The 23346-nt window shown below is 65.4% G+C and carries 18 protein-coding genes; 8 read left to right on the forward strand and 10 right to left on the reverse strand.

Features of this window, described 5'->3' with window-relative positions:
- Positions 1–110: 110 nt before the first annotated feature.
- On the reverse strand, positions 111–1406 hold the full coding sequence (gene serS, locus GXB81_RS12580) for a serine--tRNA ligase (RefSeq protein WP_205989282.1): 1296 nt from the start codon (positions 1404–1406) through the stop codon (positions 111–113).
- Between the two features lie 93 nt (positions 1407–1499).
- Positions 1500–2813: a replication-associated recombination protein A gene (locus tag GXB81_RS12585; protein WP_167036679.1), complete on the reverse strand. Its 1314-nt coding sequence runs from the start codon at positions 2811–2813 to the stop codon at positions 1500–1502.
- Positions 2814–3213: 400 nt separating this feature from the next.
- Between GXB81_RS12585 and cytX the strand changes: the two genes are divergently transcribed.
- A complete protein-coding gene (cytX, locus tag GXB81_RS12590) occupies positions 3214–4530 on the forward strand; it encodes a putative hydroxymethylpyrimidine transporter CytX (protein ID WP_205989283.1) in 1317 nt (438 codons plus the stop codon).
- 264 nt (positions 4531–4794) lie between these two features.
- Here the strand turns inward: cytX and GXB81_RS12595 are convergent, their stop codons facing one another.
- From GXB81_RS12595 to GXB81_RS12610, 4 genes are all read right to left on the reverse strand, one after another.
- Entirely contained in the window at positions 4795–5022 is a 228-nt protein-coding gene (locus GXB81_RS12595) for a hypothetical protein (protein ID WP_167036673.1), read from the reverse strand.
- Between the two features lie 190 nt (positions 5023–5212).
- Positions 5213–5443: a hypothetical protein gene (locus GXB81_RS12600; protein ID WP_205989291.1), complete on the reverse strand. Its 231-nt coding sequence runs from the start codon at positions 5441–5443 to the stop codon at positions 5213–5215.
- 319 nt (positions 5444–5762) lie between these two features.
- A complete protein-coding gene (gene lolA / locus GXB81_RS12605) occupies positions 5763–6506 on the reverse strand; it encodes an outer membrane lipoprotein chaperone LolA (RefSeq protein ID WP_205989284.1) in 744 nt (247 codons plus the stop codon).
- A gap of 152 nt (positions 6507–6658) precedes the next feature.
- Positions 6659–8968 (reverse strand): DNA translocase FtsK, encoded by a 2310-nt coding sequence (locus tag GXB81_RS12610; protein ID WP_167284379.1) that lies wholly within the window; start codon positions 8966–8968, stop codon positions 6659–6661.
- A 438-nt stretch (positions 8969–9406) separates the two neighbouring features.
- On the opposite strand from GXB81_RS12610, the gene trxB reads away from it, so the two are divergent.
- The 4 genes from trxB to GXB81_RS12630 all read left to right on the forward strand — a co-directional run bounded on the left by trxB (position 9407) and on the right by GXB81_RS12630 (position 13814).
- Positions 9407–10408 carry a thioredoxin-disulfide reductase gene (trxB, locus tag GXB81_RS12615; protein ID WP_167036660.1) on the forward strand — a complete coding sequence of 334 codons (1002 nt, stop codon included), beginning with the start codon at positions 9407–9409 and terminating at the stop codon, positions 10406–10408.
- A gap of 423 nt (positions 10409–10831) precedes the next feature.
- Positions 10832–11599, forward strand: coding sequence for a Smr/MutS family protein (locus GXB81_RS12620; protein WP_167036657.1), 768 nt, complete (start codon positions 10832–10834; stop codon positions 11597–11599).
- A gap of 363 nt (positions 11600–11962) precedes the next feature.
- Positions 11963–12622 carry a glutathione S-transferase family protein gene (locus GXB81_RS12625; RefSeq protein ID WP_167036654.1) on the forward strand — a complete coding sequence of 220 codons (660 nt, stop codon included), beginning with the start codon at positions 11963–11965 and terminating at the stop codon, positions 12620–12622.
- A gap of 271 nt (positions 12623–12893) precedes the next feature.
- Positions 12894–13814 carry a LysR family transcriptional regulator gene (locus GXB81_RS12630; RefSeq protein ID WP_167036651.1) on the forward strand — a complete coding sequence of 307 codons (921 nt, stop codon included), beginning with the start codon at positions 12894–12896 and terminating at the stop codon, positions 13812–13814.
- Between the two features lie 181 nt (positions 13815–13995).
- Here the strand turns inward: GXB81_RS12630 and ugpC are convergent, their stop codons facing one another.
- The 4 genes from ugpC to GXB81_RS12650 form a co-directional block, all read right to left on the reverse strand.
- Positions 13996–15111 (reverse strand): sn-glycerol-3-phosphate ABC transporter ATP-binding protein UgpC, encoded by a 1116-nt coding sequence (gene ugpC / locus GXB81_RS12635; protein ID WP_167036648.1) that lies wholly within the window; start codon positions 15109–15111, stop codon positions 13996–13998.
- 112 nt (positions 15112–15223) lie between these two features.
- Positions 15224–16081, reverse strand: coding sequence for a carbohydrate ABC transporter permease (locus GXB81_RS12640; RefSeq protein WP_167036645.1), 858 nt, complete (start codon positions 16079–16081; stop codon positions 15224–15226).
- Positions 16071–17009 carry a sugar ABC transporter permease gene (locus GXB81_RS12645; protein ID WP_205989285.1) on the reverse strand — a complete coding sequence of 313 codons (939 nt, stop codon included), beginning with the start codon at positions 17007–17009 and terminating at the stop codon, positions 16071–16073. The genes GXB81_RS12640 and GXB81_RS12645 overlap by 11 nt, the downstream gene beginning before the upstream one ends.
- A gap of 162 nt (positions 17010–17171) precedes the next feature.
- Positions 17172–18419, reverse strand: a complete 1248-nt coding sequence (locus GXB81_RS12650; RefSeq protein ID WP_167036639.1) for an ABC transporter substrate-binding protein — start codon at positions 18417–18419, stop codon at positions 17172–17174.
- 534 nt (positions 18420–18953) lie between these two features.
- Between GXB81_RS12650 and zwf the strand changes: the two genes are divergently transcribed.
- The 3 genes from zwf (at position 18954) to GXB81_RS12665 (ending at position 23241) form a co-directional block, all read left to right on the forward strand.
- Positions 18954–20417 (forward strand): glucose-6-phosphate dehydrogenase, encoded by a 1464-nt coding sequence (gene zwf, locus GXB81_RS12655; RefSeq protein WP_167036636.1) that lies wholly within the window; start codon positions 18954–18956, stop codon positions 20415–20417.
- Between the two features lie 204 nt (positions 20418–20621).
- Positions 20622–21347 (forward strand): 6-phosphogluconolactonase, encoded by a 726-nt coding sequence (pgl, locus tag GXB81_RS12660; RefSeq protein WP_205989286.1) that lies wholly within the window; start codon positions 20622–20624, stop codon positions 21345–21347.
- A complete protein-coding gene (locus tag GXB81_RS12665; RefSeq protein WP_167036630.1) occupies positions 21325–23241 on the forward strand; it encodes a bifunctional transcriptional regulator/glucokinase in 1917 nt (638 codons plus the stop codon). Before pgl ends, GXB81_RS12665 begins: the two co-directional genes overlap by 23 nt.
- Positions 23242–23346: the final 105 nt, after the last annotated feature.

Raw genomic sequence — 23346 nt, forward strand, 5'->3', positions numbered from 1 at the left:
TTAGAAAAGCCCGACAGGCGGGCAGGCAGCAAGCCGTTGCGGCGCAATCGAACCACACGACGACGCCGAACGACACGCCACTCACAACAGCCGCACCGCCGATCACGCACTCAGGCCGCCGGCACTTCCAGCCGCTCGACGCCGCCGAGGTACGGACGCAGCGCCGCCGGCACCGTCACCGAACCATCGGCATTCTGGAAGTTCTCGAGCACGGCCACGAGCGTGCGGCCCACCGCGAGCCCCGAGCCGTTCAGCGTATGCACAAGTTCGGGCTTGCCTTGCGCATTGCGATAGCGTGCCTGCATGCGCCGAGCCTGGAACGACTCAGTGTTCGAGCAGCTCGAAATCTCGCGGTACGTGTTCTGCGCGGGCAGCCACACTTCGAGGTCGTAGGTCTTCGTGGCCGAGAAGCCCATGTCGCCGGTACACAGTGTGATCACGCGATATGGCAGTTCGAGCTTCTGCAGAATCGTCTCGGCGTGGCCGACCATCTGTTCGAGCGCATCGTACGACGCTTCCTGGGCGACGATCTGCACCATCTCGACCTTGTCGAACTGATGCTGGCGGATCATGCCGCGCGTGTCGCGGCCATACGAGCCCGCTTCCGAGCGGAAGCACGGCGAATGCGCGGTCAACCTGATCGGCAGCGCTTCCGCTTCGACGATGCTCTCGCGCACCGTGTTCGTCAGCGAAATTTCCGAGGTCGAGATCAGATACTGCGTCACCGTGTTTTCGCCGCCGCCCTTCTCGACGCGGAACATGTCGTCCGCGAATTTGGGCAACTGGCCGGTGCCGTACAGGATGTCCGGATTCACGATGTACGGCGTGTAGATCTCGGTATAGCCGTGCTGCTGCGTGTGCGTGTCGATCATGAACTGCGCGAGCGCGCGATGCAGCCGCGCAATCTGCCCGCGCAGCATCGTGAAGCGCGCGCCCGACAGCTTCGCGCCGGTCTCGAAGTCGAGGCCGAGCGGCGTGCCGACATCGACGTGATCCTTGACCTCGAAGTCGAACTGACGCGGCGTGCCCCAGCGGCGCACTTCGACGTTGTCCGCTTCGTCGCGGCCCACCGGCACGCTCTCGTGCGGCAGGTTCGGCACGCCGAGCAACAGGTCCGACAGACGCTTCTGGATCTCGTCGAGCTTCACGGCCGACGCCTTCATCTCGTCGCCGATGCCGCCGACTTCGGCCATCACCGCCGAGGTGTCCTCGCCGCGTCCTTTCATCGCGCCGATCTGCTTCGACAGGCTGTTGCGGCGCGCCTGCATTTCTTCGGTGCGGGTCTGGGTGTCGCGGCGTTCCGCTTCGAGCGCGGCGAAAGCCGCCACGTCGAGGGTATAGCCGCGGTCGGCGAGGCGCTTGGCGACGCCGTCGAGGTCTTTGCGCAGCAGCTGGATGTCGAGCATGGGATGGGACGGGTGTTCGTTGTATGAAAGCGCGATTTTAACGCACCGGCACGGGCGGCCGGAACGTCCGGGAAGCGAGGTGTGGCGCGCGGCTCACCCCTTCTTCGCCTTGTTCTCCGCGCGCCACTGCGCATCGAGATCGGCAAGCCGCGCGAGCTTCTCGCCGATCTTGCCTTCGAGCCCGCGCGGCGTCGGCTGATACCAGCGCGGATCGCGCATGCCGTCCGGCAGATAGGTCTCGCCGGCCGCGTACGCATCGGGCTCGTCGTGCGCGTAACGGTAGTCGTGGCCGTAGCCGAGTTCCTTCATCAGCTTCGTCGGCGCGTTGCGCAGATGCACCGGCACCGCGCGCGACTGGTCCTTGCCGACGAAGCGCCGGGCCTCGTTGTACGCGTTGTATCCGGCGTTCGATTTCGGCGCGACCGCGAGATAGATGATCGCCTGCGCAAGCGCGAGCTCGCCTTCGGGCGTGCCGAGCCGCTCGTAGGTTTCGGCGGCGTCGAGCGCGATGCGCGCGGCGCGCGGATCGGCGAGACCGATGTCTTCCCACGCCATGCGCACGATGCGCCGCGCGAGATAGCGCGGGTCCGCGCCGCCGTCGAGCATGCGGCAGAACCAGTAGAGCGCGCCGTCCGGACTGCTGCCGCGCACCGATTTATGCAGCGCGCTGATCTGGTCGTAGAATGCGTCGCCGCCCTTGTCGAAGCGCCGCAGGTTTTCGGCGAGCGCACTGCCGAGCAAGGTGCCGTCGATCTCGCGGGTCTTCTGCTGCGCGGCCGCGCGCGCGACGATTTCGAGGTTGTTCAGCAGCTTGCGGCCGTCGCCGTCGGCGGAACCGATCAGCGCGGCGCGCGCTTCGTCGGTGAACGTGAGGCCGCCGAGTTCCTTCTGCGCGCGTTCGAGCAGTTCGCGCTGCTCGTCGTCGGTGAGGCTCTTCAGCACGTAGACCGCCGCGCGCGACAGTAGCGCGCTGTTGACCTCGAACGACGGGTTCTCGGTCGTCGCGCCGACGAATACGAACAGCCCCGATTCGACGTGCGGCAAGAACGCGTCCTGCTGGCTCTTGTTGAAGCGATGCACCTCGTCGACGAACACCAGCGTCTGATGCCCGTTCGCGCGATGAATCTGCGCGGTCTCGACCGCCTCGCGGATATCCTTCACGCCCGAGAGCACCGCCGAGAGCGCGATGAACTGAGCATGAAACGCATCGGCCATGAGCCGCGCGAGCGTAGTCTTGCCGACGCCGGGCGGCCCCCAGAGAATCATCGAATGGGCTTCGCCGGATTCGAACGCGACCCTGAGCGGCTTGTTCGGCCCGAGCAGATGCGCCTGGCCGATCACTTCGTCGATATTGCGGGGCCGCAGGCGTTCGGCGAGCGGAACATTGGCACGGGTTTCTTCAAACATGACGTTTTGGGGATAATCTCGGCTTTCCGGGCTTTTCGAGGCTGTGCCCCGGCCCTTGCGGGTTCTTCCCGGGCGCGGTCCGCGAGAACGCGGCGGCCGGCCGGACAAGCGCAACGCCCGCCGGCCAAGCCACGGGCAACGTCCTGCATTATGACAGCGACGGCGTCCGGGCGAAGGCCGGGTGTCGCGGAGCCGGCGCATCGGTTCGCGCAAGCGGCGTATCGCGTGGGCGCGGGCGAGGCATGCCTGAGGGGAGCGCCGGAGTAAATCGCGGCGTGGATAACCGGCAAGGCGATACGGCACAGCGATACGGCAGAATGCCGGGCCCGAAGCGCGGCAAGCGGCATCGGCCAAGCTCGGCAGAACGACAGGCAGCGACACCAACAGGAACAGACATCAGATGGCACAAGAACCCCTCGCCGGCGACACCGGCTCCACCTACGCGCCGCTCACGCCGGTGCCCGACGCGCGCCGCGCCTTCCGTACCGGCGACGCATTCGCGCTCTGGTTCTCCCTCGGCATCGGCCTGCTCGTCGCGCAGGCGGGCGCACTGCTGGTGCCGGGGCTATCGCTGCCGCACGCGCTCATTGCGATCGCGCTCGGCAGCGTGATCGGCGTCGTGCTGCTCGCGCTCGTGGGCGTGATCGGCACCGACACCGGGCTCGCGGCGATGTCGTCGCTGCGTCCGACGCTCGGCGTGCGCGGCGCGTCGGTGCCGGCCGTGCTGAACATGGTGCAGCTGGTCGGCTGGGGCTCGTTCGAGGTGATCGTGATGCGCGATTCCGCCGACGCGCTCGCCAAGCAGGCATTCGGCCTGTCGATGCCGCTCGTCTGGACCGTGCTCTTCGGCGCGCTCGCGACGCTGCTCGCGGTCAGCGGGCCGCTGTCGTTCGTGCGGCGCTTTCTGCGCAAATGGGGCATCTGGCTGCTGCTCGCGGGCGCCGCATGGCTCACGTGGAACCTGCTCGCGCGCCACCATCTCGCGGACCTGATGCAGCGCCCCGGCACGGGCGAGATGTCGTTCGGCGGCGCAATCGACCTCGTGGTCGCGATGCCGCTCTCGTGGCTACCGCTGATTTCCGACTACACGCGCTTCGGCCGCCGCGCCGGCGAGACGTTTCGCGGCACGCTGTACGGCTACGGCATCGCGAACATCTGGTTCTATGCGCTCGGCGCGATCTACGGTCTCGCGGCGGGCGGCGGCGACGCGCTGCTGACGAGCGCGCTCGCGCAAGCGGGCGGCGGCTTTGCGCTGCTGCTGATCCTGATCGACGAAATCGACAACGCATTCGCCGATATCCACTCGGCCGCGGTGTCGACCGGCACGTTCTGGACGCGAGCGAGCGTGCCGCTGCTGTCGGCCGCGTTCGGCGCGCTCTGCACGATGATCGCGCTGCTCGTGCCGATGGCGAAGTATCAGAACTTCCTGCTGCTGATCGGCTCGGTATTCGCGCCGCTGTTCGGCGTCGTGCTGATGGATCACTTTATCGTGCGCAAACGCCGCATCGACGCCACGGTGCTCGCCGACCTGCGCGGCCGCTACGGCTTCTCGAGCGGCTGGCATCTGAGCGCGTTCGTCGCGTGGGCGATCGGCATCGCCTCGTACCAGGTGATCAATCAATGGCTGCCGAATCTCGGCGCAACGCTGCCTTCGCTGGCGATCGGAGCGGTGTGTTATTTCGTGTTCGTGTCGACGCGCAAGACCGCGTATGCCTGAGTGGTGAATGCTTCGGCGCTGCATGCGGCCCGTGCGAGCTCGAAGCTCTCAGCACGACGGCATTGGCCGAAGTCGTGGGCTGCATAGCGCGGCGTATCGCGGCATATCGCGCAAACCGATCTGCGCGATATGCCCGCAGTCGAATCACCCAGCCTCGGCCGCGTGGAGAAACGGCGTGCCGCGCGCCGTCTCCCCACCCATCAGTTTGATCGCTGTGAAAATCACGCGGCCGAAGCAATGCCCCTGCTGCGATACGGCCGATTTCTATTTCTTCGCGGCTTTACGCCTGCGCGATTCGATTTTTCGGCACAAGTCCGTGAGCAGCCAACGCGCCACGGTTTCAGGGCGATTCGGCGCATAGGACGCGAATTTGGTTTCGTTTTCGAAGTGAACGATGACGGTTCCCGTCATCACGCGATAGGTACCGGCGTAATTGACGCCGTCCAGTTCCACGCTCAGCGCGTGCGTGGTTTCGTATTCTGCAAAGGTCAAGATAAAAGCGATATCTCAAAAAAGACGAGACATTATCGCTTCGATCTCCTACAAATCAAAAAATATATGCAAATTGTTGCATATTAAGTCATTACGTGTCGCCGCCCCGTCCGCGGCGCGCCCGCAAACCTCGCTATGGCCGCGATTGGCGTGCATTGGCCTCGGGTCCCACCCCAGTTCCGGCCGCGCGTTAATGGTGCTCGAGCGCTAGCACGGGCGTGTCGGCGAAGCGCTCGAGCGCCCGCTTCCCGTCGCGTTGAGCCTCGGCTTCATCGCCGAAGGTCGTTTCGCTGTAATCGATGACCTTGACACCGCTGCCGACCGGCCGCGGAATCGTGATGCCCCAATGCCAACCGCCCTCCTGCTCGAAGACATGGAGCGTCGGGGATAAATGCGAATCTTGTGATAAAGATCCTCTCATAACATGCCTCACTTTCCGAACATTCGAAGCCACTACCCACTTCGACCAGTTTAGGCGTTATCTTGCTGCGTTGCAGCAAAAAAATGTCAGAGAATGTAGAGGAAAACTGAAAAGAGTCTGACACGCCTGTGTCAATCTTCTGAGGATGCCGCTTATCCGGCTCCGCACGACAACGACGGTTTGCGCCGAAAAAACCACATCTGTACCAACCACGGGCAAGGGCCCGCGCACTCCGCGTCAATAAGCAAAGCCGCGCCCGGCGAACGCGGCTTTGCGAAGCGATTCACACGGCGTCGACCACCGACGCCGGCCACGCAGCTTATCCGTTGATGACGTCCGCGCCCTTCGGCACGGTGAACTTGAACGCATCGGCCGGCAACGCGGGATTTTTCTGGATATTCGAGAAGGTCAGCAGCGTCACGTTGCCGAACACGTCATGCAATTCCATCGCTTCGAGATTGCCGTCCTTGAAGCCGATACCAACACGCTGGAACTGCGTGTCCTTCGCCTTCGGCGTCAATTCGAGCCAGTCGATGCCGGCCTTCACGCCGGCGTCATGCAACGTGAAGTTCTTGTCCAGATCGTTGCTGCCGAACAGGATCGCCGCCGGACTCGCGCCGAGCGCATTGCCGAGCGCCCGCACCGTGACCTGGTTCAGGTCCTTGTCGTAGACGTAGAGCTTGTCGCCGTCCGCCTGCAACAGTTGCGCGTAAGGCTTCTCGTATTGCCAGATGAACTTGCCGGGCCGCGCGAACGTGAACGTACCGCTCGACGTGGTGGGCTGGCCCGCGCCCACCGTGGGCAGCGCGCCGGACGAGCCCTGCGCCTTGCTCGGCGCGCGCACTTCCTGCTGCACGAAGGTGCCGCGCGCCGCATGAACCTGTGCGACGAACGCCTTCAGTTGCTCGGTGCCGCTCGCGAAGGCGTGCGAAGCGACCAGCAGCGACGCGCCGATCGCCACGCTGCCCGCGCCGCGCGCGAACTTGCGCGCGCTCTGGCGGAGGCGCTCGCCGAGACGGCCGGATCGACGCTCTCGAACGTCATGCTGCGCGATGGTGTGCATATGGTTTCTCCCTTGATTGAATTCGCCGACGGGCCGCGCGAGGCGCATGTGGATAAACACACGGGCCGCCTTTGCGCGCATCCGGCAGCGAGGCTGCGGTGCCGCGCATACCGAAACGGCATGCCGCGCTGCCTACCCGCAGCGGCAACGGCTTATTCCGCTTCCCGCGCCGGCGCCAGAATTTCGCGATTGCCGTTCGACGACATCGCCGACACCACGCCCGAATTCTCCATCTGTTCGAGCAAGCGCGCCGCGCGGTTGTAGCCGATGCGCAAGTGCCGCTGCACGAGCGAGATCGACGCGCGGCGGTTTTTCAGCACGACGTCGACCGCCTGATCGTATAACGGGTCCGACTCGCCTTCGGTGGACACGGTTCCCGCCGAGCCTTCGTCGCCCTCGCCCGTCACGCCGCCTTCGAGAATGCCCTCGATGTAGTTCGGCTCGCCCTGTTCCTTGAGCTTGTCGACGACGCGATGCACTTCGTCGTCCGATACGAACGCGCCGTGCACGCGCACCGGCAAACCGGAGCCCGGCGGCAGATACAGCATGTCGCCCATGCCGAGCAGCGACTCGGCGCCCTGCTGGTCGAGAATCGTGCGCGAGTCGATTTTCGACGACACCTGGAAGGCCATGCGCGTCGGCACGTTGGCCTTGATGAGCCCGGTGATGACGTCGACCGACGGCCGCTGCGTGGCGAGAATCAGGTGGATGCCGGCCGCACGCGCCTTCTGCGCGATGCGCGCGATCAGCTCTTCGACCTTCTTGCCGACCACCATCATCAGGTCGGCCAGTTCGTCGATCACGATCACGATGTTCGGCAAGCGCGTGAGCGGTTCCGGATCGTCCGGCGTGAGGCTGAACGGATTCGGCAGCTTCTCCTCGCGCTTGGCCGCGTCGTCGATCTTGTTGTTGTAGCCGGCGAGATTGCGCACGCCGAGCTTGCTCATGAGCTTGTAGCGGCGCTCCATTTCGGCGACCGCCCAGTTCAGCGCGTGGCCCGCCTGGCGCATGTCGGTGACGACCGGGCAGAGCAGATGCGGAATGCCTTCGTAGACGCTCATTTCGAGCATCTTCGGATCGATCAGGATCATGCGCACCTGCTCGGCGCTCGCCTTGTAGAGCAGCGAGAGGATCATCGCGTTGATGCCGACCGACTTGCCCGAACCGGTCGTGCCGGCGACGAGCAGGTGCGGCATCTTCGCGAGGTCGGCACACACGGGCTTGCCGCCGATGTCCTTGCCGAGGCCCATCGTGAGCGGCGAAGCCGCATCGGCATAGACGGCCGAGCCGAGAATCTCGGAGAGGCCCACGGTCTGACGGCGCTGGTTCGGCAGCTCCAGCGCCATGTAGTTCTTGCCCGGAATCGTTTCGACGACGCGGATCGACACGAGCGACAGCGAACGCGCGAGGTCCTTCGCGAGATTGACGATCTGGCTGCCCTTCACGCCGGTGGCCGGCTCGATTTCGTAGCGCGTGACGACCGGCCCCGGATAGGCGGCGACCACGCTCACTTCGACGCCGAAGTCCTTGAGCTTTTTCTCGATCAGGCGCGAAGTGAATTCGAGCGTATCGGCGGAAATGGTTTCCTGGGCGGCGGGCGCGGGGTCGAGCAGCGAAATGGGCGGCAGCGTGGAGTCGCCCGGCAGATCGGTGAAGAGCGGCACCTGCCGTTCCTTTTCGACGCGCTCCGACTTCACTGGCGTAACGACGGGCGGCACGATCATCACGGGCTCATGTTCCTCGATGCGCACGCGGCCCTTCTCGACCTTGCCCTCACGCTTGACGGCGGCGGCTTCGCCGAGCTTGCGGTCGCGCCCGGCTTCGCGGCGCAGCTTCGCGAACGTGACCGCGGAAATGATCGACTCGCCGACCTTCTCCGCAACCGATAGCCACGAGAAACGGAAGTACAGCGACAGCCCGATCGCGAGCCCGAGCAGCAGCGCGAGCGTGCCGCCGGTGAAGCCGAGCGCATGCGAGATGCCGCGCGCGACGGCCTCGCCGATCACGCCGCCCGGCGCGCGCGGCAACTGCACCTTGAGCGACCACATGCGCAGCGCCTCGAGGCCGTTGCACGACAGCAGCACGAGCATGAACGCGAATGCGTCCGCGAGCCAGCTCACGCCGTGCGGCGCGGCGTCGTCCTGCGGCTCTTCGTGGCGGGTGATACGCCGGTAGTTCGCGGAGATATGGCGGCCGAGCAGCACGATCCACCAGTAGGCGGACAGGCCGAACAGCAGCAGCAGAATGTCGGACGTCCATGCGCCGACGCGGCCCGCCCAGTTCGAGATGTGGTCGACCTGCGCGGCGTGGGTCCAGCTCGGGTCGTGCCTGCTATAGCTGACGAGGGCCATCAGCAGGAACACGCCGAGCGCTACCTGCAGAATCCAGCGAATTTCGGTGAAGAGGCGCGACATGCGGTGAGGCAATGCCTGCGCGCTCGCGGAATAAGGAGCTTTTGCCATTGATCCTGTTGCCTGGGGTAGCCGGTTCAGGCCGAGACTGCCGCCGGGAACACGGCCCGGGCCTCGCCGCGCGTGGCTTCGGGCCCGATCCCGGCTACCGGAAACTTCGATCCGGCCTATTGTAAACGCTGTGCCCCGCACAGGGCTGTAAATGACGGTAACTTGACCGCTTTGGCCGTTCGGCTGCTTGAAACGCGGAGGCGCGGAAGGCGGCCCGACCGGTTCGGCGCGCGAGCTGCGTGCCCGACGTCCGGCTGTCCGCCCGCGCGCAGCCATGGCGCCGGCCTATGCCGCCACCCTATCGCGGCGATCGGAAAGCTTCATGGCGCAGCCGCGCGCCTCGCCCTTTATAATGCCGGACTGACACCCATCTACCGTTTCAGCTCAAAACCGCACGGCCTCGCATGAGCGGGCCGCGCGCTGCACAAGGATTCGATCATGCCCGCAACTGCAACGAAACACGCCAAGGTTCTGATTCTCGGCTCCGGTCCCGCCGGCTACACGGCGGCGGTCTACGCGGCGCGCGCCAACCTCTCGCCGGTGCTCGTCACGGGCCTCGCGCAAGGCGGCCAGCTGATGACCACGACCGACGTCGAGAACTGGCCCGCCGACGCCAACGGCGTGCAAGGCCCGGAACTGATGGCACGCTTTCTCGAGCACGCCGAGCGCTTCAACACCGAAATCATCTTCGACCACATCCACACGGCGAAGCTCGACGAGAAGCCGATCCGCCTGATCGGCGACGCGGGCGAATACACCTGCGACTCGCTGATCATCTCGACCGGCGCCTCGGCACAATACCTCGGCCTGCCGTCGGAAGAAGCGTTCATGGGCAAGGGCGTGTCGGCCTGCGCGACCTGCGACGGCTTCTTCTACAAGCAGCAGCACGTGGCCGTGATCGGCGGCGGCAACACCGCGGTCGAAGAAGCGCTGTACCTCTCCGGCATCGCCAAGAAGGTGACCGTGATCCATCGCCGCGACAAGTTCCGCGCCGAGCCGATCCTGATCGACCGCCTGCTCGCGAAGGAAAAGGAAGGCGTCGTCGAAATCAAGTGGAACCACGTGCTCGACGAAGTGACCGGCGACGCGTCCGGCGTCACCGGACTGCGCATCAAGCACACGCAAACCGGCGCAACCACCGACCTCGAATTGCAGGGCCTGTTCGTCGCGATCGGCCACAAGCCGAACACGGACATCTTCGCAGGCCAGCTCGAGATGAAGAACGGCTACATCATCACGAAGGGCGGCCTGAACGGTTTCGCGACCGCGACGAGCGTGCCGGGCGTGTTCGCCGCCGGCGACGTGCAGGACCACGTGTACCGTCAGGCGATCACGAGCGCGGGCACGGGCTGCATGGCCGCGCTCGACGCGCAGCGCTACCTCGAAACCATCGACGAGATGGCCGGCGAGCACGCGATGAGCCAGGAAGCGGAGCGTTGATTCACAGCGCTTCGTCGCGATGCGGGACTGTGAGGGAAAGCGCAACGGTAAAATGACGGCAGGGCGCAGCCCGGCCGTCCGACCGAAAGAAGGCCGCGGCTGAAAAGCCGGCGGCCTTTTTTGTGTCCGGCGCGCTCGGATTGAGGGTTTGCGATGCGTCCGCGTGATGCACTTGCTTGATGCACTTTGCGCGTTGCGCCTTCTCGCCAGGCTTCGTGTGACGCGCTCGTGCTGTGTGCCTCGCTTCATCGAGCGCTTTGTGCCAGGCTTTGCGCCAAGCGTCCCGCCGAGCTTGCGTGTCCGACTTGCGCTCGCTGGCACCGGCGCACGATCTTCGCGCTTCGCTTGAGCCGACCTTGCAAGCCAACGCATCCGCCGCCCAAGCCCCGCGCGACCGACCTACTCTTTCCGTGTATTGCCGATATGCCGAAGAATCTGCCCCACCCCAACGAACCGAAACGCCCGCAAGCCGCCGCACGGCCCGCGCCGGCCCCAGCGGCACCCGCAGCCGTGCCGAAACCCGATCGCACGACGGGGCTCGCCGGTCTCGGCGCGCTACGCGAGGCGTTGAAGGGCGATGCCGAGCAGCGCGAGCGCGAACAGGCGGCGGCCCGGGCGGCGCAGCGCGAAGCCGCGGCGGACGCCAACCTGTTCCGCCACGAGATCGGCGAAGTCGCGCCGCTCGTGGCGGCGCCGCGCGCGACCTTGACACGCAATCCCCCGCCGCCGCTGCCGGTGCAAACGCTGCTCGACGAAGAGGCTGTGCTGCACGAAGCGATCTCCGATGAATTCGATCCCGAGGTGCTGCTCGAAACCGACGAGACGCTCTCGTATTGCCGCCCCGGCGTGAGCCGCGACGTCGTGCGCAAACTGCGGCGCGGCGACTGGATCGTGCAGGCGCAGATCGACCTGCACGGCATGCGGCGCGAGGAAGCGCGCGAGGCGCTGGCGGAGTTCATCCGCGAATCGGTGAGGCGCGGCTTGCGGTGTTTGCGCGTGATCCACGGCAAGGGCCTGGGGTCGATCGGCAAGGAGCCGGTGCTGAAGGGCAAGGTGCGCGCATGGCTCGTGCAGAAGTCCGAGGTCATCGCGTTCTGTCAGGCGCGGCCGCACGACGGCGGTGCCGGCGCGGTGGTCGTGCTGCTGCAACCGGGCGCGTTGCCGGCGCATGGGGTGCAGGCGAAGGGTTGACGGACCTCTCCGGGGGCGAGGCTGCGAGGCTAAGCCTCGGCCTGGGCTAAGACCTGGGCCGCTCTGGCTCTGGCTCTGGCTCTGGCTCTGGCTCTGGCTCTGGCTCTGGCTCTGGCTCTGGCTCTGGCTCTGGACCTGGACCTGAGCCCGAGCCGCTGGGCGGCCCCGCCCACGCATCCCCGCTTATAACCCGCAAGGTCTCGCGTGAGCTTGTGGTCACGCGGCCGCACTTCCACACTCTCATCGCAATCTGTCGATTTTCGCTGCCGCCGTTCGTCGTCGGGTAAACGGCCATCGTGGCCGTCGCGCGGTGGCCGCCATTGCCACCGCACCGTGCCGTGCAACCGTCAAAAGGTGATCGCGATGCCTCTACAGCTCTATGCCCACCCGTTCTCGTCTTACTGCCAGAAGGTCCTGACCGCGCTCTACGAAAACGGCACGCCGTTCGAGATGCGCCTGCTCGCGCACGACGACCCGCAGATCATGGCCGAATTCGCCGCGCTCTGGCCGATCAAGCGCTTTCCGGTGCTCGTCGACGGCGGCCGGACCGTGGCTGAGGCGAGCATCATCATCGAATATCTCGGCCTCTATCATCCGGGCCCGGTCGCACTGCTGCCCGCCGACGCGCGCGCCGCGCTCGACGTGCGCGGCATGGACCGCTTCTTCGACAACTACATTTCGACGCCGCAGCAGCGGATCGTCTACGACAGCCTGCGCGCCGAGGCCGAGCGCGATCCGCGCGGCGTCGCCGAGGCGCGCGCGATGCTCGATACCGCGTACGCGTGGCTCGACAAACACATGGCCGGCCGCGAATGGGCCGCCGGCGACCGCTTCAGCCTCGCCGACTGCGGCGCGGGCCCGTTCCTGTTCTACGCCGACTGGACGCATCCGATCGACCCGGCCTTCGCGCACGTACGCGCGTACCGGCAGCGGCTGCTGGCGCGGCCATCGTTCGCGCGCGCGGTCGACGAAGCACGGCCGTATCGTCATTTCTTTCCGCTCGGCGCGCCGGACCGCGATTGAGCGAGGCAAAGCATTGGCCGCGGCGACCTCGGCAACCCCAGCAAACACGGCAACTTCAGCGGCCTTCGGCAAGCCCCGCGCCCCCGGCAAACGCGGTGGACACAACGGCCGCAACCCGCACAACCGCCGCACCAGTCGCCCCCACCGCGGCCGGGCTGCGCGCGCCCTCACCGCTCGCCCCCACGCGCAGACAACCCCCTTTCCTCGCTGTAGACTTCATTTCGCAAGCGCGTCTCGACCTTTCCCCGGCTCACCACCCACAAGGCACACCATGGACCGTTTCGAAGCGATGGAGATCTTCACGCGTGTGGTCGAAGCAAACAGCTTTACCAAGGTATCCGAATCGCTCGACCTGCCGCGCGCCAAGGTGAGCCGCACGATCCAGGCGCTCGAGGAACACGTCGGCGTGCGCCTGCTGAACCGCTCGACGCGCCAGGTCAGCGTGACCGAAGACGGCGCCGAGTTCTACGAGCGCTGCGTGCGCATTCTCGCCGACGTCACCGATGCCGAATCGTCGCTGTCGAACAAGCGCGAAAACCCGGCCGGCACAATCCGCGTCGATACGTCGGGCACGCTCGCGCGCTCGCTGCTCCTGCCCGCGCTCGACGACTTCTACCGCCAGTACCCCGCGATCGACGTGCGGCTCGGTCTCGCGGACCGCAACATCGACCTGATTCAGGACGGCGTCGATTGCGTGATCCGCATGGGCACGCCGGAAGAGTCGAGCCTCGTCGCGCGGCGCATCGGGCTCGCGCGCATCGTTACGTGCGCGTCGCCCGCGTACCTGGAAAAGCACGGCACGCCGGCCACGCTCGCGGAGCTCGACCGGCATCGCGCGGTCAACTACGTGTCCGCGCGCAGCGGCAAGACGTTCCCGTTCGAATACGAGGTGGAGGGCGAGATCGAGCGGATTGCGATGACGGGCACGCTCGCCGTCAACGACGGCTCGGTGTACATCACCGCCGGCGTGCTCGGCCACGGCATCATCCAGCCGTCGCGCTTCATGGTCGCCGAGTTGATCGAGCAAGGCGCGCTCACCGAGATTCTCGGCAACTACACGAGCCCCGGCACGCCGCTGTCGATCCTGTACGCGCATCGCCGCAACCTGAGTTCGCGGCTGCGCGCGTTCATCGATTGGGTCAGCGAGCTGGCGCGCAATAATCCGGATTTGCGTTTGCCGGACGGAGCCTAACGCGTCGGGGGCGTCGGCCTCATGCAGCCTGCGCCAAACACAAAGCCCCCTGCGTCCATACGACGCAGGGGGCTTTTTCAATGCAGCAGCAGCGCACTCAACGCATTGCACGGCCTGCCGCGCGAACTACGATGAGCAAACCGCCGCGCTACAGCACTGCAAATCGCGGCAATCCGCCCAATCAGGCAATCCGCTCTTCATTGCTCGGATCGAACAACACCGCCTTCGACGTATCGAACAGCAGCGTCGTATTCGTCTGCGGCTGCGGGTTCGACGCCGGGTGCACGCGGCTCACCACGCGCTTGCCGTTGACCTGCGCGAACACGAGCGTGTCCGGACCGGTCGGCTCGATCACGTCGACCTTCACTTCGACCGGCTGAAGCTTGCCGTCGTCGCCATGCGCGCCGCGCGCATCGGTGATGCGCTCCGGGCGCAGACCGAGAATCACGTTATTGCCGACGTGCGAGCGCACCTTCGACGAATCGAACGGCAACACCAGCACCTTGCGCGCCACGCCCGTATCGAGTTCGATGCCGACGCCCGCGCCCTGCTCGACCAGCTTGCCTTCGATGAAGTTCATCGGCGGCGCGCCGATGAAGCCCGCCACGAACAGGTTCGACGGCGAGTCGTAGATGTCCTGCGGCGCGCCGAACTGCTGCACGATGCCGTCCTTCATCACCGCGATGCGGTCGCCGAGCGTCATCGCTTCGATCTGGTCGTGCGTCACGTAGACGATCGTCGTGCCGAGGCGCTGATGCAGCAGCTTGATTTCCGAACGCATCTCGATGCGCAGCTTCGCGTCGAGGTTCGAGAGCGGCTCGTCGAACAGGAACATGACGGGATCGCGCGCGAGGGCGCGGCCCATCGCGACGCGCTGGCGCTGGCCGCCCGACAGCTGGCCCGGCTTGCGATCGAGCAGATGCTTGATCTGCAGCGTGTTCGACACGCGCTCGACGATCTGCGTCTGCTCCTGCTTCGGCACCTTGCGGATGTTCAGGCCGAACGAGATGTTCTCGCGCACCGTCATCGACGGATAGAGCGCGTACGACTGGAACACCATCGCGATGTCGCGGTCTTTCGGCGACAGATTGTTGACCGTCTTGCCGTCGATCTGGATCTCGCCCTTGGTCACGGTTTCGAGGCCGGCGATCATGTTGAGCAGCGTCGACTTGCCGCAGCCCGAGCCGCCGACCAGGATCAGGAACTGGCCGTCTTCGATGTCGATGTTGACACCCTTCAGAACCGGCACCCCGTTCGGGTAAGTCTTGTACACGTCACGGATGGAAAGGCTTGCCATGCTGTGAATCCTCTATTCTCTGGTACTGCCTGAAAACGTCTGTGTGACGGCGGCGCTCTCTTCGCGATGCGCCGCCGCGCCTCAAGGGAGTGGCTCCTCGCCCGGTCCTCGTTCAGCCCTTCACCGCGCCGGCCGTCAGGCCGCGCACGAAATAGCGTCCAGCGATGATGTAGACCAGCAGCGTCGGCAATGCCGCGATGATCGCGCCGGCCATGTCCACGTTGTATTCCTTCACGCCGGTCGAGGTGTTCACGAGGTTGTTCAGCGCCACCGTGATCGGCATCGAATCGACGCCGGAGAACACGATCCCGAACAGGAAGTCGTTCCAGATCTGCGTGAATTGCCAGATCAGGCACACCATGAAAATCGGCAGCGACACCGGCAGCAGGATCTTCGTGAAGATCGTGAAGAAACCCGCGCCGTCGATGCGCGCCGCCTTCACGAGTTCGGCCGGCACGCTCACGTAGAAGTTGCGGAAGAACATCGTGGTGAACGCGATGCCGTAGATCACGTGCACGAGCACGAGGCCGCTCGTCGTGTTCGACAGGCCGAGAAAGCCTTCGAGACGTGCCATCGGCAGCAGGATCGCCTGGAACGGAATGAAGCAGCCGACCAGCAGCATCGTGAAGATCGGATCGGCGCCGCGAAAGCGCCAGTGCGTAAGCACATAGCCGTTGAACGCGCCGATAATCGACGAGATCAGCACGGCCGGAATCACCATGCGCACCGAGTTCATGAAGAACGGCTGCATGCCGTCGCAGCGCACGCCCGTACAGGCGCCACTCCACGCCTTGAGCCACGGCGCGAAGGTCCAGTGCGACGGCGGCGTGAGCAGGTTGCCGGTGCGCAGCTGGTCGATGTCCTTGAACGACGTCGACAGCATCACGTAAAGCGGGAACAGGAAGTACAGGGCGAACAGGATCAGGGCCGCGTAAATGACGGCACGGCTGAGCGTCATCTTAGGCTGCATTGCGCGTGCTCCTCGATTCCATATACATCAGCGGCACGAGCACGGCCACGACGGTGGCGAGCATCATCATCGACGATGCTGCGCCGACGCCGAATTGCCCGCGATTGAACGAAAACGTGTACATGAAGATGGCCGGCAGCGACGACGAGGTGCCCGGACCGCCCGCGGTCAGCGCGACGACGAGGTCGAAGGTCTTGATCGTGATGTGGCAGAGAATCAGCAGCACCGAGAAGAACACCGGGCGCATGCTCGGAATCACGATCTTGCGGTAGATGGTCGGCAGGCTCGCGCCATCCATCTGCGCGGCCTTGAAGATTTCGCCGTCCACGCCGCGCAGGCCCGCGAGGAACAGCGCCATCACGAAGCCGGTCGACTGCCACACCGCCGCGATCACGATACAGAAAATTGCCTTGTCGGGATCGCCGAGCCAGTTGAACGAGAAGCTCGTCCAGCCCCAGTCGTGAAACACCTTCTCGATGCCGATGCTCGGCGTGAGAATCCACTGCCAGGCCGTGCCGGTCACGATGAACGAGAGCGCCATCGGGTACAGGAACACGGCGCGCAGCGCGCCCTCGTTGCGAATCTGCTGATCGAGCAGGATCGCAAGAAAAAGCCCGAGGCCGATGCAGATGGCGATGAACGGAATGCCGAACCAGCCGAGATTGGCGGCCGAGGTCCAGAACACGTCGTTGTCGAACAGTTCGCGGTAACGGTCGAGGCCCGCGAAGTCGAAACGGGGCATCAGCCGCGAATCGGACAGCGACAGATAGCCGGTGATTGCGATGAAGCCATAGACGAAGACCAGGCTGATAACGACGCTGGGTGCGAGCACCAGCTTCGGAATCCAGCGATCGGCCAAGGCCGCCGTGGGCGACGCGCGGCGGGTGGCGGCGGCCGTTTTCCCGTTTCCGCTGATAGAAGCAGTCACTACTCGACTCCTGCTGAAACTGGACCGTCAGGCTGGCTCGCGCGTTGCGCGCGAAACCGCGACGGCCTGGATGTGACTCCATGAAACCACGATGAAGCCCGCGCCCGGCGCCTGAAAGAGCGCCGGGCGCAATGCCTCGCTTACTTCACCGACTGACTTCGCTTACCTGGTTTTCGCTGCCTTCGCGAGCGCCTGCACCGCGCTCTTCGAATCTTCCTGCGAGTTCATGAACTTCGTGACGACGTCGGAGATCGCGCCGGCTGCCGCATCGGGCTGCGCCATGCCGTGAGCGAGCGACGGCACGTAGCCGCCGGCCTTGATCGCGACCTGCTCATCCGCGTACGACTTCTTCGCGCAGTCGTCGAACTTCGCCATCGACACGCCGAGACGCACCGGGATCGAGCCCTTGTACAGGCTGAACTGCTCCTGGAAGTCCGGCGACATGATCGTCTTCGCAAGCGCGAGCTGACCCGGCGTTGCCGCCTTCTGGTCCTTCTGCTGGAAGAACACGAACGAGTCGACGTTGAACGTATAGGCCTTCTCCGTGCCCGGCACGGCAGCGCAGATGAAGTCAGTGCCCGACTTCTTGCCGGCGTTCGAGAATTCGCCCTTCGCCCAGTCGCCCATGAACTGCATGCCGGCCTTGCCGTTGATGACCATGGCGGTGGCGAGGTTCCAGTCACGGCCCGTGCGGCCCGCGTCGAAGTAGCCCTGGATCTTGCGGACCGTGTCGAACACCTGGACCATCTTGTCCGAGGTCAGCGTCTTCTCGTCGAGGTCCACCAGCGCCTTCCTGTAGAAGTCCGCGCCTTGCGACAGCACGACGTCTTCCCACAGCGTCAGGTCCTGCCACGGCTGGCCGCCCATCGCGATCGGCTGGATGCCCGCGGCTTTCATCTTGTCAGCGACCGCGAAGAACTCGGGCCACGAGGTCGGCACCTTGCCGCCGGCTTTATCCAGCGCTGCCTTGTTGATGTACAGCCAGTTCACGCGGTGCACCGAAAACGGCGCGGCGACGTAGTGGCCGTCCGCGTGCATGATCTTGTCGATTTCCGGCGGCAGGTTCTTCTTCCAGTCGCCCGCGACGGAGTCGATCGGCACCAGCACGCCCTGCGAAGCCCAGTCCTGGATCAGCGGGCCCTTGATCTGCGCGGCGCTCGGCGCGTTGCCCGAGATCACCTGCGTCTTCAGTGCCGTCATGGCAGCCGCGCCGGCGCCGCCCGCGACCGCGAAGTCCTTCCACGTGTAACCCTGCTTCGTCATGTCGTCCTTGAGGACGCCGACGGCCTTCGATTCGCCGCCCGACGTCCACCAGTGCAGCACTTCGACCGACTCGGCAGCCTGCACGGCCGACACGCCACACATCAGACCCGCAGCGCACAGAGCGCCCATGATCGCGCGAAATTTCATTGCTTATCTCCTCCAGACACCTGAACAAAAAAACGAATGACCCCTGATATCGCCAGGGTGCTGTGGTTGGTTCAAACAGGCAAAACACTGGGCGATCGAGCACGGTCGGGCGCATGCGCGAAGCATGTGCCGGCGGACCGATGTCCGGCCGCCGGACGCTCAAGAGGTGAGTGGTTCGGGATGCAAAGACTGTCTCCTCTTTTGATTTTTGCCTGCCCGCGTCGCGCGGCAGACTCGAGGTGCTTCATACGCAAATTCGACGCAAACCCGACCTCGGCCAGCTATCGCCAGCGGCGGCTGACACGTATCGACGGGCGTTGTCCGCTAACATGCCGGGGACGCCCATCGATTCGCAGAAGCGCGCGTACCGCCTGAACAGCTCACGCTTTTTTCATCGAATTTACGCTACCTCTTGATTTGGATTGTAGTTAAACTACAATTCAGTGTCAAAAAATATTTTATCGGACTACGGTCGCCTTTCCGGTGCAGATACGCGCTCAGCGCGGCGGCCCTTCAGGACATCGACGGAGACTCATGCAAACCGACTCAAGCTTCACTTTCGTTCTCTTCGGCGGAACCGGCGATCTGTCGATGCGCAAGATTCTGCCCGCGTTGTTCGAGGCGCATCGGGCCGGCGGCATGCTGGCCGAAAGCGGCAAGATCGTCGCGGTGGCGCGGCATGTGGCGGATCGCGGCGAGTACCTGCAATGGGTCGAGGAGCATGTCAAGCCGCATGTGTCGAAGAACGGTGTCGACGCGGCGGCATGGGCCGGCTTCCTCGCGCGCATCGAGTTCGTAAAGATCGATCTCGGCAAGCCGGAAGACTTCGTGCATCTGCGCGACGCGCTTCAGGACCTGCCCGGCATCCGCGTGTTCTATCTGGCGACCGGTCCGTCGCTGTTCGTGCCGATCTGCCACGCGCTCGCCGCGGTCGGGCTCAATGCCAACGCGCGCATCGTGCTCGAAAAGCCGCTCGGCTACGATCTCAGGTCGTCGAATGCAATTAATGATGCAGTCGGTGAAATCTTCGCGGAAGAGCAGATCTACCGGATCGACCACTACCTCGGCAAGGAGCCGGTACAGAATCTGCTCGCGCTGCGCTTCGGCAATGCGCTGTTCGAGCCGCTGTGGCGCCGCGAATGGGTCGAGAGCATCCAGATCACGATCGCCGAGGAGCTCGGCGTCGAAGCGCGCGGCGACTTCTACGACAACACCGGCGCGCTGCGCGACATGGTGCAGAACCATCTGCTGCAATTGCTCTCGATCGTCGCGATGGAGCCGCCCCATTCGATGGATTCCGACTCGGTGCGCGACGAAAAGCTGCGCGTGCTGCGCGCGCTGAAACCGATCGATTCGCAGGAAATCGCCAAGGTCGCGGTGCGCGGCCAGTATCATTCGGGCGTGATCCGCGGCAGCGCGGTGCCGGCCTACGCGACCGAGCACGGCGTGAAGCCCGATAGCTCGACCGAAACCTTCGTCGCGCTGAAGGTCGAGATCGAGAACTGGCGCTGGGCCGGGGTGCCGTTTTTTCTGCGCACGGGCAAGCGGCTTGCCGATCGCGTCGCCGAAATCGTCGTGAATTTCCGTCCGGTGCCGCATTCGGCGCTCGGCGCCTCGGCGCTGCGCGCCGGCGCGAACCGGCTCGTGATCCGTCTGCAGCCGAACGAGACGATCCGTCTGTATTGTCTTGCGAAGCAGCCCGGCGAAGGCATGAACCTCGCGAGCGTGCACCTCGACCTCGCGTTCGACCAGTTCTTCCGCGAAGGCCAGATGGAGGCGTATCAACGGCTGCTGCTCGACGTGATCCACGGGCGCCTCGCGCTGTTCGTGCGGCGCGACGAACAGGAAGCCGCATGGCGCTGGGTCGAGCCGATCCTGAACGAATGGAAAGCCTCGACGCGGCCGCCCAAGCCGTACGCGGCGGGCACGTGGGGACCGGCCGCGGCGAGCGCGATGCTCGCGCAGCACGGCACCTGCTGGCTCGAGGAAGAGAATTAAGTGGTACTGCATTGAAATTGAGGGAAGGCGCCGCACCGGTTCGAGGGCAACACCGCGCGGCGCAGGCAAAAAACCCACTGACGAACTGAACGGCAACGCACCGGACTCGCGCGAACACGCTGCAGGCCACCTCGCCTTGCAGGTATCGCACGAGGGCAGACGGCGCGTTGCCGCAGACCCAACAAAAAGCTGCACGGAGGAGAAGTGATCGAGCTTCACGCTTTCGACGACCAGCGCGCCCAATCCGAAGCGCTGGCGCAAGCGGTCGGCGATGCGTTGCATGCGTCGCTTGCCGCACAGGCGGCCGCCACCGGCACGCCGGCCCCGCTCGTGCGCCCCGCGCGTCCCGCCATGCTGGCCGTGTCGGGCGGCAGCAGTCCGCGGCCGTTCCTGCAAACGCTGTCCACGCAAGCGTTCGACTGGGCGCGCATCGCGGTCACGCTGGTCGACGACCGCTGGGTGCCGGAAACCGACAGCGCGAGCAACGCGCAATTCGCGCATGCCACGCTGCTGCGGAACGCCGCCAAAGACGCGACGTTCTGGCCGCTCGTCGACACCACCCAGGATCTGCACGCGCACGTCGCGGCGCTGAACGCGGACCCGCGCTTTGCCGCGGTGCCCGACGTCGCGGTGCTCGGCATGGGCGAGGACGGCCACACCGCGTCGATCTTCGCCGACGCGCCCGAATGGGATCACGCGATCACCACCGCCGAGCGCTTCGTGGCCGTGCATCCGGGCGCGGCGCCGCATGCGCGCGTGAGCTGGTCGATGTCGGCGCTCAAGGAAGTGAAGCAGCTGTTTTTGCTGATCGCAGGACCGCGCAAGATGGACGTGCTCAATACCGCCACCGCCGCGCTACAAAAAAATGCCATCTCGCAACTGGCAAACGACAAGGGAGTGAGACTCGATGTCTACTGGTGTGCAAACTAAAGCTGTGCCGGGCGCAGGCCAGCACGCCGACGGACCGAGGCTGCTGGCCGACATCGGCGGCACCAACGCGCGTTTCGCGCTCGAGACGGGCCCCGGCGAAATCGGCTCGGTGCAGGTCTATCCGTGCGCGGAGTATGCGGGCATCGCCGAGGTCATCAAGAAGTATCTGAAGGACACGAAGATCGGCCGCGTCAATCACGCGGCGATCGCCATTGCGAACCCGGTCGACGGCGACCAGGTGAGCATGACCAATCACGACTGGACCTTTTCGATCGAAGCGACGCGCCGCGCGCTCGGCTTCGACACGCTGCTCGTCGTCAACGACTTCACCGCGCTCGCGATGGCGCTGCCGGGCCTCACCGACGCGCAGCGCGTGCAGGTGGGCGGCGGCCAGCGCCGGCCGAACAGCGTGATCGGCCTGCTCGGCCCCGGCACCGGCATGGGCGTGTCGGGCCTGATTCCCGCCGACGACCGCTGGATCGCACTCGGCAGCGAAGGCGGCCACGCCACCTTTGCGCCCGCCGACGAGCGTGAAGATATCGTGCTGCACTACGCGCGCAAGAAGTGGTCGCACGTGTCGTTCGAACGCGTGGCCGCGGGTCCCGGCATCGAGGTGATCTACCGTGCGCTGGCGGGCCGTGACAAGAAGCGCGTGGCGGCCAACGTCGACACGATCGAGATCGTCAAGCGCGCGCTCGAAGGCGAGCCGCTCGCGGCCGAATCGGTCGACGTGTTCTGCGGCATTCTCGGCACCTTCGCCGGCAATATCGCGGTGACGCTCGGCGCGCTGGGCGGCATCTACATCGGCGGCGGCGTCGTGCCGCGCCTCGGCGAATTCTTCGCGCGCTCGTCGTTCCGCAAGCGCTTCGAGGCGAAGGGCCGCTTCGAAGCGTACTTGCAGAACGTGCCGACCTATGTGATTACCGCCGAATATCCGGCGTTTCTCGGCGTCTCGGCGATTCTCGCGGAGCAGCTGTCGAACCGCGCGGGCGGCAGTTCGTCGGCCGTGTTCGAGCGGATTCGCCAGATGCGCGACGCGCTGACGCCGGCCGAGCGCCGCGTCGCCGACCTCGCGCTGAACCATCCGCGCTCGATCATCAACGATCCGATTGTCGACATCGCGCGCAAGGCCGACGTAAGCCAGCCGACCGTGATCCGCTTCTGCCGCTCGCTCGGCTGCCAGGGCCTGTCGGATTTCAAACTCAAGCTCGCGACCGGCCTGACCGGCACGATCCCGGTCAGCCACAGCCAGGTGCATCTCGGCGACACCGCCACCGACTTCGGCGCGAAGGTGCTCGACAACACCGTCTCGGCGATCCTGCAGTTGCGCGAACATCTGAACTTCGAGCATGTGGAGCGTGCGATCGACCTGCTGAACGGCGCGCGGCGCATCGAGTTCTACGGGCTCGGCAATTCGAACATCGTCGCGCAGGACGCGCACTACAAGTTCTTCCGCTTCGGCATCCCGACGATCGCTTACGGCGACCTGTACATGCAGGCGGCCTCGGCCGCGCTGCTCGGCAAGGGCGACGTGATCGTGGCCGTGTCGAAGTCGGGGCGCGCGCCCGAACTGCTGCGCGTGCTCGACGTGGCGATGCAAGCCGGCGCGAAGGTGATCGCGATCACATCGAGCAATACGCCGCTCGCCAAGCGCGCGACCGTCGCGCTGGAAACCGATCACATCGAGATTCGCGAGTCGCAGCTGTCGATGATCTCGCGCATCCTGCATCTCGTGATGATCGACATTCTGGCGGTCGGCGTGGCGATCCGCCGCGCGGTGCCGAGCGACGACGTGACCGAGACGGTCGAGAAGGCGCGCGAAGGCGCCGACGACGACGCAACGGCCGTGCTCGACTGGCTCAGCCACGGCGCGGCTCCGTCGGCGCGCGACTGAATCTGCCCGGCGCTGAATCTGCCAGGCGTTCTGCGCTTGCGCTCGATGAACCCGCGCGGCACGCATCGAATCCGATGTGCGCCGTGCGGGTTTTCTTCTGCGCTC

The sequence above is a fragment of the Paraburkholderia sp. Ac-20336 genome (genome assembly GCF_017105025.1).
In the GTDB taxonomy this organism is placed as follows: domain Bacteria; phylum Pseudomonadota; class Gammaproteobacteria; order Burkholderiales; family Burkholderiaceae; genus Paraburkholderia.